This window comes from Streptomyces sp. NPDC104307 (assembly GCF_055584045.1).
Map to the genome: position 1 here is coordinate 186,688 of NZ_JBVJMU010000007.1, position 15,151 is coordinate 201,838.

The 15,151-nt window shown below is 72.1% G+C and carries 10 protein-coding genes; 3 read left to right on the forward strand and 7 right to left on the reverse strand.

Annotation, left to right across the window (positions count from 1 at the left end):
• Positions 1-155 precede the first annotated feature (155 nt).
• The gene (locus ACZ601_RS20410) at positions 156-368 is read left to right on the forward strand and encodes a hypothetical protein (RefSeq protein ID WP_123460542.1); all 213 of its coding nucleotides are present in this window, start codon (positions 156-158) and stop codon (positions 366-368) included.
• Between the two features lie 66 nt (positions 369-434).
• Here the strand turns inward: ACZ601_RS20410 and ACZ601_RS20415 are convergent, their stop codons facing one another.
• The 6 genes from ACZ601_RS20415 to ACZ601_RS20440 form a co-directional block, all read right to left on the reverse strand.
• Positions 435-1,379 (reverse strand): hypothetical protein, encoded by a 945-nt coding sequence (locus ACZ601_RS20415; RefSeq protein ID WP_469539840.1) that lies wholly within the window; start codon positions 1,377-1,379, stop codon positions 435-437.
• A gap of 56 nt (positions 1,380-1,435) precedes the next feature.
• Positions 1,436-2,302: an RNA polymerase sigma factor SigF gene (locus tag ACZ601_RS20420; RefSeq protein ID WP_024489092.1), complete on the reverse strand. Its 867-nt coding sequence runs from the start codon at positions 2,300-2,302 to the stop codon at positions 1,436-1,438.
• 234 nt (positions 2,303-2,536) lie between these two features.
• Positions 2,537-3,352 (reverse strand): RNA polymerase sigma factor SigF, encoded by an 816-nt coding sequence (locus ACZ601_RS20425; protein WP_242436734.1) that lies wholly within the window; start codon positions 3,350-3,352, stop codon positions 2,537-2,539.
• A gap of 329 nt (positions 3,353-3,681) precedes the next feature.
• On the reverse strand, positions 3,682-3,975 hold the full coding sequence (locus ACZ601_RS20430) for a Dabb family protein (protein WP_401925880.1): 294 nt from the start codon (positions 3,973-3,975) through the stop codon (positions 3,682-3,684).
• Positions 3,976-3,985: 10 nt separating this feature from the next.
• Entirely contained in the window at positions 3,986-4,150 is a 165-nt protein-coding gene (locus ACZ601_RS20435) for a hypothetical protein (protein ID WP_199884435.1), read from the reverse strand.
• A 195-nt stretch (positions 4,151-4,345) separates the two neighbouring features.
• On the reverse strand, positions 4,346-7,654 hold the full coding sequence (locus ACZ601_RS20440; protein ID WP_469539845.1) for a right-handed parallel beta-helix repeat-containing protein: 3,309 nt from the start codon (positions 7,652-7,654) through the stop codon (positions 4,346-4,348).
• 265 nt (positions 7,655-7,919) lie between these two features.
• Between ACZ601_RS20440 and ACZ601_RS20445 the strand changes: the two genes are divergently transcribed.
• Positions 7,920-9,128 (forward strand): S8 family serine peptidase, encoded by a 1,209-nt coding sequence (locus ACZ601_RS20445; RefSeq protein ID WP_469539847.1) that lies wholly within the window; start codon positions 7,920-7,922, stop codon positions 9,126-9,128.
• An 82-nt stretch (positions 9,129-9,210) separates the two neighbouring features.
• Here ACZ601_RS20445 and eccCa read toward each other — a convergent pair whose 3' ends face one another.
• Positions 9,211-13,185 (reverse strand): type VII secretion protein EccCa, encoded by a 3,975-nt coding sequence (gene eccCa / locus ACZ601_RS20450; RefSeq protein WP_469540083.1) that lies wholly within the window; start codon positions 13,183-13,185, stop codon positions 9,211-9,213.
• 555 nt (positions 13,186-13,740) lie between these two features.
• Here eccCa and eccD point away from each other — a divergent pair.
• Positions 13,741-15,141 carry a type VII secretion integral membrane protein EccD gene (gene eccD / locus ACZ601_RS20455; protein WP_469539849.1) on the forward strand — a complete coding sequence of 467 codons (1,401 nt, stop codon included), beginning with the start codon at positions 13,741-13,743 and terminating at the stop codon, positions 15,139-15,141.
• The last annotated feature ends 10 nt before the right edge of the window (positions 15,142-15,151 follow it).

Sequence of the window (15,151 nt, forward strand, 5' to 3'; positions counted from 1 at the left end):
GATTCCGCACCGCACACCCGTGCGATCCCCGCCCGTCGCCCGCCGCTCTCCCCGCCCTCCTCCCGCACTTCCGCACGGTTTGCCCCGCTGCGCCCTCGCGCCTTCAACGCCCCGGGGGTTGGGCGCCCGCGCCGAGTTCGCTAGGGTCCTGCGACATGGCACACAACCCCCACGCCCCGCAGGGTCCCGAGGGCACAAGCGACCCGGCAGGCAACACGCAGATGTTCCGCGCCTTCGTCGACGAGGGCGAGCCGCAGCGCCGGCAGCAGCCCGCGGCCGTGTCGTCCGGACCGAGGACCGGACTGATCGCCGCGGTCGTCGCGGTGATCATCGTCCTCGGCGCGGTCGCCTGGCTCGCGCTCGGCTGACCGGCCCCCGGCCACTCCGTCCCCGTCCGCCGATCCCAGTCCGTCACTTCCGTTCCGTCGCTTCCGCTACTTCCAGACGGCGGTGACGTCCCGGGTCTCGACATGCATGCCCAGGGGCACCCGCCAGTCGTCCACACAGACGGTGTACGTCTTCTTCCGCGCCGCTCCCGCGTCGATCGGCGCGGGCAGCGGCGCTGTCGATTCCCGGGTCGCCCAGTCGATGCCCAGCCCGCCGATGATGTGCGTCGCGAAGGTGACGGTGCCCGAACGCACCGGCGATCCACCGGTGTTGCGGAACTCCACCGTGACCTTCTCGCACCAGCGCTTGTCCGCCGCCGCCCGGCCGGGCGCGCCCACCTTCAGCACGGCCGGCCCTGCGGGGGCGGTGGAGCCGGGCGCGGACGGGGTCGCGGGGGCGGTGGAGCCTCCAGGGCCACCCGAGCCTCCAGGGCCTCCCGAGCCGCCGGAACCGGAGCCGCCGGAACCGCCGGAACCTCCGGAACCTCCGGAACCGGAACCTCCGGAATCAGAGCCTCCGGACCCGGAACTTCCGGATTTTCCGGCGCCGTTGGTGCCGCTTGACGGGGCGCCGCCCGCAGGGCCGCCCCCGCCCCCGCCTCCGCCACTGCTGCCGTCCGCCCCGTGGCCCGGCGTACCGGGCCGCCCGCCACCGGAGCCACCCGCGCCCGCCGTACCCCGCTCCGCGGCCGAGGTGCCGGGCGAGGCGGAGGCGTCCCCGGCTCTCCCGGCTCCACCGCCGCTGCCGGCCCCGTCACCGCCCCCGTGCCCGTCCCCGTCCAGCGGGACCAGCGTGACCTTCCCCGAGGGCGCCACCGCCCCCGAGGGGGTCCTGCCGGGGTCCGCCTGTGCCGCGCCGACCGCCGTGTAGCCGTCGCCGCCGCCCGTTCCGTCGCCGCAGCCTGCCAGGGTTCCGCCCAGGCACAGCACGGCCGCCGAGGCGGCGATCATGGTGCCCCGGCGGCCGTGCGGGCCGGATGTCTGACGTCGCATGCCGCCAGTGTGGCTGACGACCCGTCAAATCGGAACCCGTGCGCGGCTGCACGCGATCAGTCGGCGATGAGCCCCTCCCTGAGCTGGGCGAGCGTGCGGGTCAGCAGGCGCGAGACGTGCATCTGCGAGATGCCGACCTCCTCGCCGATCTGCGACTGGGTCATGTTGGCGAAGAACCGCAGCATGATGATCTGCCGTTCCCTGGGCGGGAGTTTGGCCAGCAGCGGCTTGAGGGACTCGCGGTACTCGACACCTTCGAGCGCCGAGTCCTCGTATCCCAGCCGGTCGGCCAGCGAGCCCTCGCCGCCGTCGTCCTCGGGTGAGGGCGAGTCCAGCGAGGAGGCGGTGTAGGCGTTGCCGACGGCCAGGCCGTCGACGACATCCTCCTCGGAGACCCCGAGCGCCTTGGCCAGCTCCGGCACGGTCGGAGAGCGGTCGAGCTTCTGGGCGAGCTCGTCGCTGGTCTTGGTGAGGGCGAGGCGCAGCTCCTGGAGCCGGCGGGGCACCCGCACGGACCAGGAGGTGTCCCGGAAGAAGCGTTTGATCTCGCCCACGACGGTCGGCATCGCGAACGTCGGGAACTCCACGCCGCGTTCGCAGTCGAACCGGTCGATCGCCTTGATCAGGCCGATCGTGCCGACCTGGACGATGTCCTCCATGGGTTCGTTGCGGCTGCGGAACCGCGCCGCGGCGTAACGCACCAGCGGCAGGTTGAGCTCGATGAGCGTGTCCCGCACATAGGCCCGCTCCGGGCTGTCCGTTCCATCTGGCCCCGGTGCGGGACCCAGTGCGGCGAGCCGCACGAACAGTGAGCGGGACAGCGTACGGGTGTCGATGGCTTCCGACGAGCTGGTGAGCACAACGGGTGCGGGTGCGCTCTTGGTGAGCGTGAGCACCTTCGAGCTGCCCTGTTCTGCGGACATGCCACCCCCTTGAGGTCGCGGACGGTCGCGGTGGCCGCGACCATCGGAGGAACGCAGCCTCCACCTGAATACCGGAAGCGAGGCGGCGGCAAACGCGGTTCCCGCAGAATGTCACATGTCGGCAACGCGCTGTAGTGACTTGTCGACAAGTCTTGGGTGAGTCTGTGCAGTTAACAAGGGATATGCCGCATGTCATCCGGGGGGAATACTCAAGGAGCGTTCTACCCGTTCCGGTTACGCCTCGATCCTGTTTGCGGATCGCAGTCGGGCGAAACTTCTGGCGAGAAGCCTTGACACATGCATCTGTGAGACGCCCAGTTCCGCGCTGATCTGGGACTGCGTCAGATTGCTGTAGTAGCGCAGCAGCAGGATCCGCTGCTCGCGTTCGGGCAGCTGTACGAGCAGGTGCCGGACCAGATCGCGGTGCTCGACGCCGGCCAGGGCCGGGTCCTCGTAGCCGAGCCGGTCCAGCAGTCCGGGCAGTCCGTCGCCCTCCTGGGCCGCTTCCAGCGAGGTCGCGTGGTACGAGCGGCCCGCCTCGATGCAGGCCAGTACCTCGTCCTCGGAGATCTTCAGCCGGGCGGCGATCTCCGCGGTGGTGGGCGAGCGGCCGTGAGCCGTCGTCAGGTCCTCGGTGGCGCCGGTGACCTGGACCCAGAGCTCGTGCAGCCGGCGCGGTACGTGGACGGTCCGCACGTTGTCCCGGAAGTACCGCTTGATCTCGCCGACCACGGTCGGCATCGCGAAGGTCGGGAACTGGACGCCCCGTTCGGGGTCGAACCGGTCGATGGCGTTGATCAGGCCGATCGTGCCGACCTGGACGACGTCCTCCATCGGCTCGTTGCGGCTCCGGAACCGCGCCGCGGCGTACCGCACGAGGGGGAGGTTCGCCTCGATCAGTGCCGTCCGGACCCGGCCGTGCTCCGCGGTGCCCGGCTCCAGCCCCTTGAGCTGCCCGAAGAGGACCTGGGTGAGCGCCCTGGTGTCCGCGCCCCGGGTCCTGGCGGGGGTGGCGGTGTCGTCGGGCGTCTCGGTCTCGATCGTCTGCACGGCCTGCTGCGGCCCCTGCTGTGGCCCCTGCTGCGATGGCTGCTGTTGCTGTTGCTGTTGCTGTTGCTGTGGAGGCTGCTGGGCGGTCTGCGGCGGCTGGGCGGTCTGGGGAGGCACTTGAGGCGCTGTACTGGCCGGCACGGTGACGCCACCCCTTTGCGGTCAACTTCGGTCAACTCATCCGTCAAAAGCGGTCATAGCATCACAAGACATGTCCACTATGTGCAAGCACCCTATTGCGCCGTGTTGACCGTGTTGACCTCGAATCGGTTTAAACACAAAGAAAAGCCCCTCACCGCTGTGGTGAGGGGCTCGCAGGGCCGAAGAGGTCAGAACGGGTAGTCGGCGATCACCCAGCTGGCGAATTCACGCCACTGACCGGCGGCCGCCTGGTGGGCCGGATGCTCGATGTAGCTCTTCAGCGCGGCCTCGTCGGCGACGGCGGAGTTGATGGCGAAGTCGTACGCGATCGGCCGGTCCGTGATGTTCCAGGCGCACTCCCAGAACTCCAGCCCGGGGACCTTGTCCGCCAGCTCCTGGAAGGCCCTGGCCCCCGCGACGACCCGTGGTTCGTCGCGCTCGACGCCATCGTTCAGCTTGAACAGGACCAGATGGCGGATCATGGGGGTACTCCTAATTCACGAGCTCGGACATGAAGTCACCGACGCTCTGCGCGGCACTCGAAACGCCCTCGAAGCCTACTTGGACGAGATCTGCGGCCCGCGCCGGGGACGTGATGATCGTGTAGAGCACGAAGACGACTATCAAGTAGAGAGCGATCTTCTTCGCTTGCACCATCGGCCCCTGACTCCCCTTCGATCCCCTGCGCGGTCGGGCGAGTCTATCCGCACGAATGGCCGTATCCACCTGGTGTTTCCGATCACTCATTCTCATCGGGGGGAGGGAGGAGGGAGCGGCTTGTCCCCCCGATGCCGCTCCCCCCGACCCGAGCGGTAGCACGAGCACGCGGGCGTCTCGCGGCGCCCCGACCGGTCAGCGCCGGGTGCCGGCCGTCTCCGGCGGCAGGTCCTGGGGCAGCAGCATGCGCAGGTCGTCCAGGCTCGGTGCGGACATCGAGCCGATCCGGCCCGCCTGCCGGGTCATCATCGACTCCAGGATCTGCCGGGCCGCGCGCGCGTTGCCGAAGGAGGGATCGCGCGGCAGGGAGTCCACGTAGCCGCGCAGTGCCGTGATCGCCTCCGGGGAGCAGTCGTAGCCGTAGCCGCCGGCCTGCTTGGACAGGATCTCCAGCAGCTCGTCCGTGGAGTAGTTCTCGAACTCCACCGTCCGCGAGAACCGCGAGGCCAGACCCGGGTTGGAGTCGAGGAAGCGGCGCATCTCACGGGTGTAGCCGGCGGCGATGACGACGACCTCGTCGCGGTGGTCCTCCATCAGCTTCAGCAGCGTGTCGACGGCCTCCCGGCCGAAGTCGGACGTCGCGCCCTCCGGTGTGAGGGCGTACGCCTCGTCGATGAACAGCACACCGCCCAGGGCACTTTCGAACGCCTCCTTGGTGAGCTGCGCCGTGTGCCCGACATAGCGGCCCACCAGGTCGGCGCGGGCCACCTCGACGAGCTGGCCCCTGGGCAGGACGCCCAGGGAGCGCAGCAGGTCGGCGTAGAGCCGCGCGATGGTGGTCTTTCCGGTACCGGGCGGGCCGGAGAAGATGAGGTGCTGGCTGATCTTCGGGGTGGGCAGCCCCGCGGCCCGGCGCTGTCTGGTCGCGCTGAGCAGGTTGACCAGGGCGGTCACCTCGTTCTTGACCGCCGTCAGGCCGATCATGGCGTGGAGCCGGGCGAGCAGTTCCTCGGAGCCCGGACCGTCGTCCGCCGGGGCTCCGGCGCTCACCGCCACGTCTTCCGGCAGCAGGAGTGTCAGGTCGCTCTCCGCCGGGTTCCTCATGGAGCTCAGCCGGAACGCCTGCCGGTCCACCATCTCCTCGAACACCCGCCGCGCGGCGCGGCCGTTTCCGAACGACGCGTCGCGCGGCATCCGCTCGTAGTGCGAGGCGAGGGCGTCCAGGGTCCGCGGGTCCAGCTCGTAGCGGTGGGACGCGCACAGGCTCTCGGTGATCGTCACCAGCTCGCCGACCGCGTAGTTGGCGAACTCGATGGTGCGGGGGAAGCGGGAGGCCAGGCCCGGGTTGGAGGAGAGGAAGGCGGCCATCTCCTGCGTGTAGCCGGCGACGATGACGGCCACGTCGTCACGGTGGTCCTCCATCAGTTTCAGCAGGGTGTCGACGGCCTCCCGGCCGAAGTCGGCGCCGGATCCCTTGCCGTCGGACAGCAGCGTGTACGCCTCGTCGATGAACAGCACACCGCCGAGCGCCTCGTTGAACGCCTCGGTCGTCTTGATGGCCGTACCACCGATGACCTGCGCGACCAGATCGGCGCGGGAGACCTCCACCAGGTGTCCGGAGCGCAGGACGCCCAGCTCCGCCAGGATGCCGCCGTACAGCCGGGCCACCGTGGTCTTACCGGTGCCGGGCGGTCCGGAGAAGACCAGGTGGCGGCTCATCTGGGCGACGGGCATGCCGAGCTGGGCGCGGCGCTGGTTGAGCTGGTTCAGGTTGACGAGCGTGCGCACCTGGCTCTTGACCTCGGCGAGGCCGACGAGCGAATCCAGCTCCTCCAGGGGGCCCTTGGGCTCCTTGGTGGTTTCCCCGGCGCCGCCGCTCACGGTGTCCGGCGGGAGGGTGTCGCCCCAGGCGTCGGGGGCGACGTTGCCGGTGCTGTTCAGGTCCTCGACCGTGAGCCGTTCGTTCACCCGCGTCTGCCTGAGACCCGCGCCGCGGTTGTCGCGGACGGTGCAGCCGGTCACGGCGACCGGCTCGGCGCTGTCGATCCGGATGCCGTCACCGATGCTGCCGATGACCTGGGAGGAGGTGAGCGTGGCGCGCGAGCCGTTGTTGAGCAGGACGCCGTGGGCGCCGCAGTCGGTGATGTGGGCGCGCAGCACGGTGAGTTCGCCGTCGTTGTCCACCGTGATGCCGCCGGCCGAGGCGGACTCGATGCGGCAGTCCCGCAGGGCGCCCCGCCCCTGCGCGCCGACGGACACGGTGGTGTCGGCCGCCGCCCGCATGACCGTGTCGAGGATCTCGGGGTTGCCGCCGGAGGCGATCCGTAGCGCGGCGCCGCCCGCCCGGTCGATCTCGCAGTGCTCCAGGCGGCCGCGCCCGTTCTCGTCCACCTCGACGCCGTGGCCGCCGGGCGAGGTGATCCGCGCGCGGCGCAGCAGCGGGTTGGCGCCGGTGAGTATCCGGATGCCGGCGCCGGCCGCGTCCGCGATCAGCAGGTCGTCGAACTCCGCCGTCGAGTCCTCCTCCAGCAGTACGGCTCCGTTCGGGTCCGCGCAGTCGCGCACCGCGCAGCCGGTCAGGGCGGGGGCGCTGGAATTGATCACGCGGATGGCGGGCGCGGCGGCGGTGTCGAACTCGCAGTCCTGGAAGGTGCCCCGGGAGCGCTCCGTGACGGCGAGACCGCTGCCCTGGGTGCGTGAGGTGCGGCAGTTCAGGAACTCGGGGTCGGCGCTCGCGGCCAGCATGATGCCGGGGCCCGAGGTGTCGGACACGGTGACGTGCTCCAGGACGGGGCGGGCGGAACTGGTGATGTAGACGCCGACGGAGGTGTCGTGCACGAAGGTGCGCACGACCCGGGTGCCGCTGCGGCCCTCCAGCGCGATGGACGGCTTGTCCGTGCCGGAGATGTCGCAGTCCTCCACCAGTCCCTGCGCCTCGTCGGAGGTCAGCACACCGTTGGCGCGGGCGTCGCGGATCCGGCAGTCCCGTACGGTCGTTCGCGCCTCCGCGCCGATGACCACGCCGGAGGTGCCGAGGTTCTCGATGAGGCAGCCGGCGATGACGCTGCCGGTCGGCGCGGAGTCCACGACTCCGGCGCCCTTCGGGTTGCTGACCCGGCAGTCGCGCATGGCGAGCGAGCCCGACTCGCGGGCCAGGACGGCCGTCCAGCCGGAGCCGATGACCGTGCAGCCGTCCATCGCGACCTGGCCGCGCGGTACGTCGACCGCCGGCAGGTCCTCGCTCCCGCCGCGCAGCGTCAGGTCGGTGAGCATGACGGCATCGGCGACGAGGACCACCGCGGTGCCCCGGCGCGGGCAGATCTCGACGCTGCCCGGCTCGCCGTCGGCGACGATGGTGACCCGTGTCCTGACCATGAGGTTCTCCGGGTAGCGACCGGGGTGGACCCGGATCACCGCACCCGTGCGTGCCTTGTCCAGCGCATCACCGATCGTCCGGAAGCTGTCCGGCTCTGCCGACCCGACCCTGAGCAACTGCCGTGACACGCTCGATCCTCCTCGCTGTGGTGCCGCCGCCGTGTGACTCTCCCACCCGGGAGGCCGGCCGGGAACCGGTTCGCGTCCGGGTACGTACGGCTGTGCGCACGCGGTGAAGGCTACGGGACCGGTCCGTCGATGTTCCAGGAGGGACAGCCGAGTTCGGGCCGGATCCGCCGGGGCCGTGCGGGTGTACGGGGCCTGCCCCCGCTGGACGGCCCCTCGTGCCGCCTGGTGCGTCCCGCTCCCCGCACCGTGACGGACGGCGCCTATCATGCGCGCCATGCCCCGTGCCCGAGTTCGTTCCCGCCGCCGCCCCCGGGCCTCGGCTGTGGCCGCCGCCTTCCTGACCGCCGTTGCCCCGACCGCGCTGGGCGCCGCGGGGGCCGTGCCCGTCGCCTCCGCCGCGGCGGATTCCGTGGGGCTGCCCGTCGTGCGGTCCGTGCTGGCGGAGGACGACCCCTGCGTGCCGGTCTCCGGCAAGACGGCCAAGGCCGAGCCCTGGACCCTGAGGGCCCTGGGGGCGTCCCGGGCCCGGCCGCTCTCCCAGGGCGACGGGGTGACGGTCGCGGTGGTGGACACGGGGGTGGCCCAGGAGGCGCCCGCGCTGTCGGGACGGGTGACCGCGCTCGGGGCGGCCGGTACGGACTGCGTCGGGCACGGCACCTTCGCGGCCGGTCTGATCGCGGCGGCGCCCGGGGACGACGGTGGCCCGGAGGGTCTGGCGCCGCAGGCCCGGATCCTGGCCGTGCGGGGCACGGACGAGCGGGGCGCGACCACGGCGGGCCAGGTCGCCGACGGGATACGCCGGGCGGCGGACGAGGGCGCCCGGGTGATCTACGTCGCCGTGGCGCTGGCCGGCGGCAAGGCGCAGCTGACGGACGCGGTCCGGTACGCGAGCTCCAAGGACGCGCTGGTGGTGGCCCCGGCGGCGCCGGACGCGCTGGCGAGGGACGCGGAGCCGGCGCCCTGGTACTGGCCCGCGGCGGCACCGGGCGCGCTGGCCGTGACGGACTACGGCCCGGACGGCGGGCGGCCCACGAACGCGCCGCCGGTGACCGGGGTGGACCTGGCGGCGCCCGGCGACGCGGTGGTGAGCATCGGCCCCAGGGGCTCGGGCCATTTCATCGGTTCCGGCGCCTCGTTCGCCGCCGCGCACGTCGCGGGTGCGGCGGCTCAGGTTCGCGCGCGCTACCCGCGGTTGAAGGCCGCCGAGGTCTCGCGCCGGCTGACGGAGTCGGCGTACCCGGCCGTGCCGCCCCGGCTGGACCCGTACGCCGCGCTGACGGCCGTACTGACGGACGCCAAGGGCGCGGCGCCCAAGCCGCAGAGGGCGGAGTTCCCGCCCTCGCCGCCGGCGGCGCCCCGCACCCGCGCGCTGGTGGTGGCGGGCGTGGGCGGCGGCCTGGTGCTCCTGGTGGCGGCGGGCGCGGTGGTGATCCCGCGCGGCCGGGCCCGGAACTGGCGCCCGGCGGGCAGCTGACGGAGCTCCCCGGCGGGCAGCTGACGCAGCCCGCCGGTCCGCTCAAGCAGCCCGCCCGTCCGCTGAAGGAGCCCGCAGGCCCCTACGCCGTGTCGTCGTCCTCCAGCACCGCCGTCTGCACCTGGATCTGCTTGCGGCGCGTCACCCGGGTGCCCCGGCCCGGCGGCAGGTTGCGGCCCTTGACGCTGCCCATGATGAACCCCTCCGACGGGGGGCACGACAGCAGCAGCGTCGGGGTGTTGACCTCCTGCATGCGGCGCAGCATCGCTTCACTCAGGCCCCGGCCCGCCCCGGCGGCGGAGCGGGAGACGATCAGGTGCAGGCCGACCTCGTAGCCGAGGGCGAGGTGGTTCAGCAGCGGGTCGAAGGGGGCGTTCATGGCGCTGGTGCCCAGCATGTCGTAGTCGTCCACGAGGACGAACAGCCTCGGCCCGTCCCACCAGTCGCACTTGCGCATCCTGGCCGGCGTGATCTCCGGGCCCGGCACGCGGGCCGCGACCGCCCGCGCGGCGCCCGCGATCAGCTCCTTCAGGGCGTCCATCGACACCGCGTGACCCAGGCGGTAGTCGTCCGGGATCGCCTCCACCAGCTCACGGCGGTAGTCCACGACCATGATCCGCGCCTCGGCCGGGCTGTAGCGGTCCATGATGGCCTTGGCCGTCAGCCGCAGCATGTTGGTCTTGCCGCTCTCCGTGTCGCCGACCACGATCATGTGCGGGGTCTCGGAGAAGTCGTGCCACACCGTGGACAGCCGCTCCTCCTCCAGGCCGATGGGCATCTTGAAGTCGCCCTTGGGGGCCGGGAGGTCGGAGAGCGGGAGCCTGCTGGGCAGCATCCGGACCGGCGGGGCCGGCGGGCCCTGCCAGCTCTCCCGGACCGCCGCCACCAGAGCGGCCACACCGTCGGACAGGTCGTCCGCCGACTCCGCGCCGTCGATCCTCGGCAGCGCGGTGAGGTAGTGCAGCTTGGCCTCCCGGGTCAGTCCGCGGCCCGGCAGCCGGGGAACGGTCGCGGCGCGCCGCATGTCGATCTCGGAGTCCATGGGGTCACCCATCCGGAGCTCCAGGTGGGTCGCCGCCTGGTCCCGGATGGATGAGGTCAGCTCCACCCAGCGCGCGGTGGTGACGATCAGGTGGATGCCGTAGTTGAGACCTCGGGCGGCGATGGAGCCGAAGGTCTGGATGTACCGGTCGAAGTCCTGGCGCACCGTCGACCAGCCGTCGATCACGAGGAACACGTCGCCGTGCTGGTGCTCGGGGAACTCCCCCGCGGCCCGGCGGCGCCGGAAGTTCGCCATGGAGTCGATGCCGTTCTCCAGGAAGAACCGTTCGCGCTCCGCCAGCAGCGTGGTGACCTCGGCGATCGTACGGCCGACCCGCTCGGTGTCCAGACGCGCCGCGACCCCGCTGACGTGCGGCAGGCCGGCGAGACCGGCGAGCGCGCCACCGCCGAAGTCGAGGCAGTAGAACTGGACCTCGCGGGGGGTGTGGGTGAGCGCCAGCGCGGCCATGACCGTGCGCACCATCGTGCTCTTGCCGCTCTGCGGACCGCCCGCGATGGCGATGTGCCCGCCCGAGCCCGAGAGGTCGACGGTCAGCAGGTCGCGGAGCTGGTCGAAGGGACGGTCGATGATGCCGATGGGGATGGTGAGCCGGCCCCGGTTCGGCGAACCGGCGCTGGTCAGGCCGAGTTCGGGGTCCGGGGTGAGCGGCGGCAGCACCTGGTCGAGGGTCGCGGGGAGGTCCAGCGGCGGCAGCCACACCTGGTGGGCCGGCGGCCCGGCGGTCAGCAGCCGCTCCACGGCGACGGACAGCAGGGTGTCGGTGGTCTCCTCCTGCTCGCCGGACGGCTCGGGCTCCGGGGCGTCCGGCAGCTGGCGCGGCACGACGTAACTGTTGGTCCACGGGACGGTCTGGCTGGCCACCCGCGCCTGGTTGGCGGTGCCCCGCCGCTGCTGGTACGAGCCGGAGACGTACGCGGCGCGGAAGCGGGTCAGCGCCTCCACGCCCGACTTCAGGAAGCCGCTGCCCGGCTGCGGCGGCAACTGGTAGGCGTCCGGCACACCGAGGACGCCGCGGCTCTCCATGGCGGAGAAGGTGCGCAGACCGATCCGGTACGACAGATGGCTCTCCAGCTGGTGCATCCGGCCCTCGTCCAGGCGCTGGGAGGCGAGCAGCAGGTGCACTCCGAGGGACCGGCCGAGGCGGCCGATCATGACGAACAGCTCCATGAACTCCCGGTGTGCGGCCAGCAGCTCGCTGAACTCGTCGACGACGACGAACAGGCTGGGCAGCGGCTCCAGCGGTACGCCGGAGGCGCGGGCCTTCTCGTAGTCCAGCGCCGAGCTGTAGTTGCCCGCGGAGCGCAGCAGCTCCTGGCGGCGCATCAGCTCGCCGTGCAGGGCGTCCTGCATCCGGGAGACGAGGGCGACCTCACCGGCCAGGTTGGTGATGACGGCGGAGGTGTGGGGGAGTTCGTCCAGACCGAGGAAGGTGGCACCACCCTTGAAGTCCACGAGGACGAAGTTGAGCGTCTCGGAGGAGTTCGTCAGGGCGAGCGAGAGGACGAGGGTGCGCAGCAGCTCGCTCTTGCCGGAGCCGGTGGCGCCGATCAGCATGCCGTGCGGTCCGGTGCCGCCCTGGGCGGACTCCTTGATGTCCAGCTCGACCGGCTCGCCGTCCGCGCCGACCGCGATCGGCACCTTCAGCCGGGAGGGGCCGGTGTGCTGCTGCCACAGGGTGTCCGGTTCGTGGCGGTGCAGGTCGGCAATGCCCAGCAGGGCGGTCAGTTCGACGTTCGCCGACAGCGGTTCGGCCGAGTCGGAGGCGGTGCCCAGGCCCATGCGGTACGGGGCGAGACGGCGCGCGAGCGAGGCGGAGCCCCTCAGCCCGAAGGTGTCGGGCCGGCCGAGCCGGGTGGTCTGCTCCTTGCGCTCGCGGTCGGTGCGTACGAGCCCCAGTTCGTCCTCGGCGACCTCGAAGCGCAGCGTGCTGCGGCCGGGCCGCCAGGTGAGCGCCCCGCTCAGGTCCAGTACGACGGTGTTGCGGAAGCCGGCCCCGTCCACGCGGTGGCCGGCCGGGACGGTGCCCCCGTCCACGACGATCACGGTGAACGGCTCCTCGCGGCCGGGCACGGCGTCCGGGTCGAACTGGGGCCGCTCCATGAACTCGGCGCCGAGCAGGTGCTCCAGCTCGCCCAGGGCGGAGACGGTCATCCGGGTCGGGCCCGCACCGTCGGTGTCGTGCGGGTGGAGGCTGTGCGGGAGCCACTTCGCCCACTCCCAGTCCGGGCGCCGCTCGTCGGAGACGCACAGCGCGATCCACACGTCGTCCGGCGAGTGGAAGGTGGCCAACTGCGCGATCAGGGACCGGACCACGGACCGGGTCCGCTCCTCGTCGCCCCGGAACAGCACGCGGGCCCAGGCTCGCAGGTCGATGGCGATGGGCTGCTCGGGCACCGTCGCGTAGGCACGGATGAAGCTGCGCAGGGCGTGCGCGCTGAGGGGTTCCAGGTCCTCGACGGGGTTGGTCGACTTCGGGGTCAGCTTCAGGCCCAGCTTCTGCTCGCCGACCGCCACCCGGACCTCGCCGAAGTCCTCGTCCTGCGGGCGGCGCTCCCACAGCCGGGTGGTGCCCACCATCGACCACAGGGCGGCGGGTTCGGGGTGGCGCCAGGCCAGGGCCCGCTGCTGGTCCACGACGGCGCCGCGCACCTTGCGCCGGATCTGGGTGAGGTAGCGCAGGTAGTCGCGGCGCTCGCCCTTCAGCTTCTGCTTGCGTTCGCCGGCCTTGCGCATGAACTGGCCGATGAACATAGCGGCGGCGCCGAGCACCATCATGCCCAGGGCGATGTAGATGAATCCGCCGCTGCCCCGGGTCATACCGGGCCGCATGAACATGAACATCATGGAAACCGACATCATCGCCATGGGGAGATACGTCCACACGGCGGAGGTGTCGGGCACCGTCTCGGGGAGGACCGGCGGTTCCTGGAGATTCAGCTCCCCGTCGGGCATCTCCGGGCCCCGGCGTCGGGCCGGGCGGCGGAACAGGACCACACTCAAGGAACCTTCTCCTTACGGGGCAAGGGCGGAGAGCGGTCGGGACGTCGTCGACGTCGCCGGGGCGCCGCCCGTGGGTGCCGGGCCGGGACACGAGCGGCGCCGTACGCGTCCGGACCGTCATGCCGCCGTCACGCGATGTCACAGCCTCGCCACGACCCGGCCCCGCCGTGTCACAGTCCTGCTACGTCATACGTGCGCCGTGCGGCGGACCGGTGCCACGCCACCTCGCGTGCCACGGCACCATCCGTACCAGGCCGCCCTCCGTGTCACGTGGCGAGGTCGCCACGCGGCCTTTGGTGCCATGCCGTCATGCCGGCCGGCGCAGCAGGCGTGTTGTGCGCCGTCGGTCACATCAGCTTCTGTCCCGCAGGTCGCGGGCGACATCGTCCACAACAGGCGGCTGATACTACGATCATTCCGCCGCCCGCCAACAACCGGCCCCGTCCCGCGGCTTTGGAACCCGGCCGGCGAGTGAGATGTCCGGCGGTGCGTCAGCCCGCGTCCCCCGCCCGTCCGCAGCAGTGAACCGGAGAAGCGTGAGCCATCCCGATGAGTGACAATCAGGTGGCCGAACTCTGCCGTCTGACGGTACGAGCCCCGGCCAGGAGCATCGATCTCGCCGTGCCCGCCGACGTCCCCGTGTCGGACCTGCTGCCGGCGGTGCTCGGCTACGCCGGTGACGAACTGGAGGAAGCCGGTATCGACCACGGCGGCTGGGTCCTCCAGCGGCTCGGCGGCGAACCACTGGACGAGGAACGCACCCTCGACTCCTACGGACTGCGCGACGGCGACACCCTCTACCTCAGACCGCGCACCGAAGCCCTGCCAGAGGTGCACCTCGACGACCTGGTCGACGGCATCGCCACCACGATGCGGGACCAGCCCTACGGCTGGACCCCCAAGATCAGCCGGTGGGTGCTGCTCGGCCTCGCGGTCGCGCTGCTCATCGGCGGCATGGTCGTGATCGCCTGGCCCGGCGGCTCCGCCCCGGTCCGGGCCGTGTTCGCCACCGCGGCCGGCCTGCTGCTGCTCGCGGGCGCGGGCTCGGCGAGCCGGGCGGTCGGGGACGCCGGCGCCGGAGCCGCGCTGGGCTTCATGGTGGCGCCGTACCTGGCGCTGGCCGGCTGGCTGCTGCCGGGCGGCGAGCTCAGCGGTCCGCACGCGTACGAGACGCTGGGCGCGCGGCTGCTCGCCGCCGGCGCCGCCGCGGCGGGCGGGGCGGTGCTCGCGCTCGCCGTCGTGGCCGCGTTCGCCGCGCTCTTCCTGGGCGTCGCGGTCGCCTCGGTGTTCGCGTCCCTCGTCGCCGTCCTGCTCATCACGACGGACCTGGCGCCCGTGCACGCCGCCGGGATCGTCGCCGTCGTGGCGGTGATCCTCGGCGCGTTCGTCCCCTCGTTGGCGTTCCGGATGTCCGGGATGCGGATGCCACCGCTGCCCACCAACGCCCAGCAGTTGCAGGAGGGCATCGAGCCGCACGCCACGTCCGTGGTCGCGGCCCGCGCCGTCCTCGCCGACGGGTGGATGACCTCGCTGTACGGGGCGGTCGGCGTCGTCGCCGCCGGATGCCTCTTCGTACTGGGCCGGGAGCCCGAACTCGCCGAGATCATCATGACGGTGGCACTGTCCCTCCTGCTCATCCTGCACGCGAGGGGGCTGGGCAACATCTGGCAGCGCATGTCGCTGGTGGCCCCGGGCGTGGGCGGGCTGATCCTGCTGGTGATGGTCGCCGCCCCGGCCGCGTCACCCGGCAGCCGACTGGTGACGGCCGCGGGGATGCTCGCCGCCACGGCGGCCGTCGCCATCGCCGCGTGGACCGTCCCCGGGCGCCGGCTCGTGCCCTACTGGGGCCGTGCGGGCGAACTGCTGCAATCGGCCCTGGCGATCAGCATGCTGCCGCTCGCGCTGTGGGTGCTCGGTGTGTACAGCACCCTGCGCTCCATCAACGGCTGACCGGAAGGGA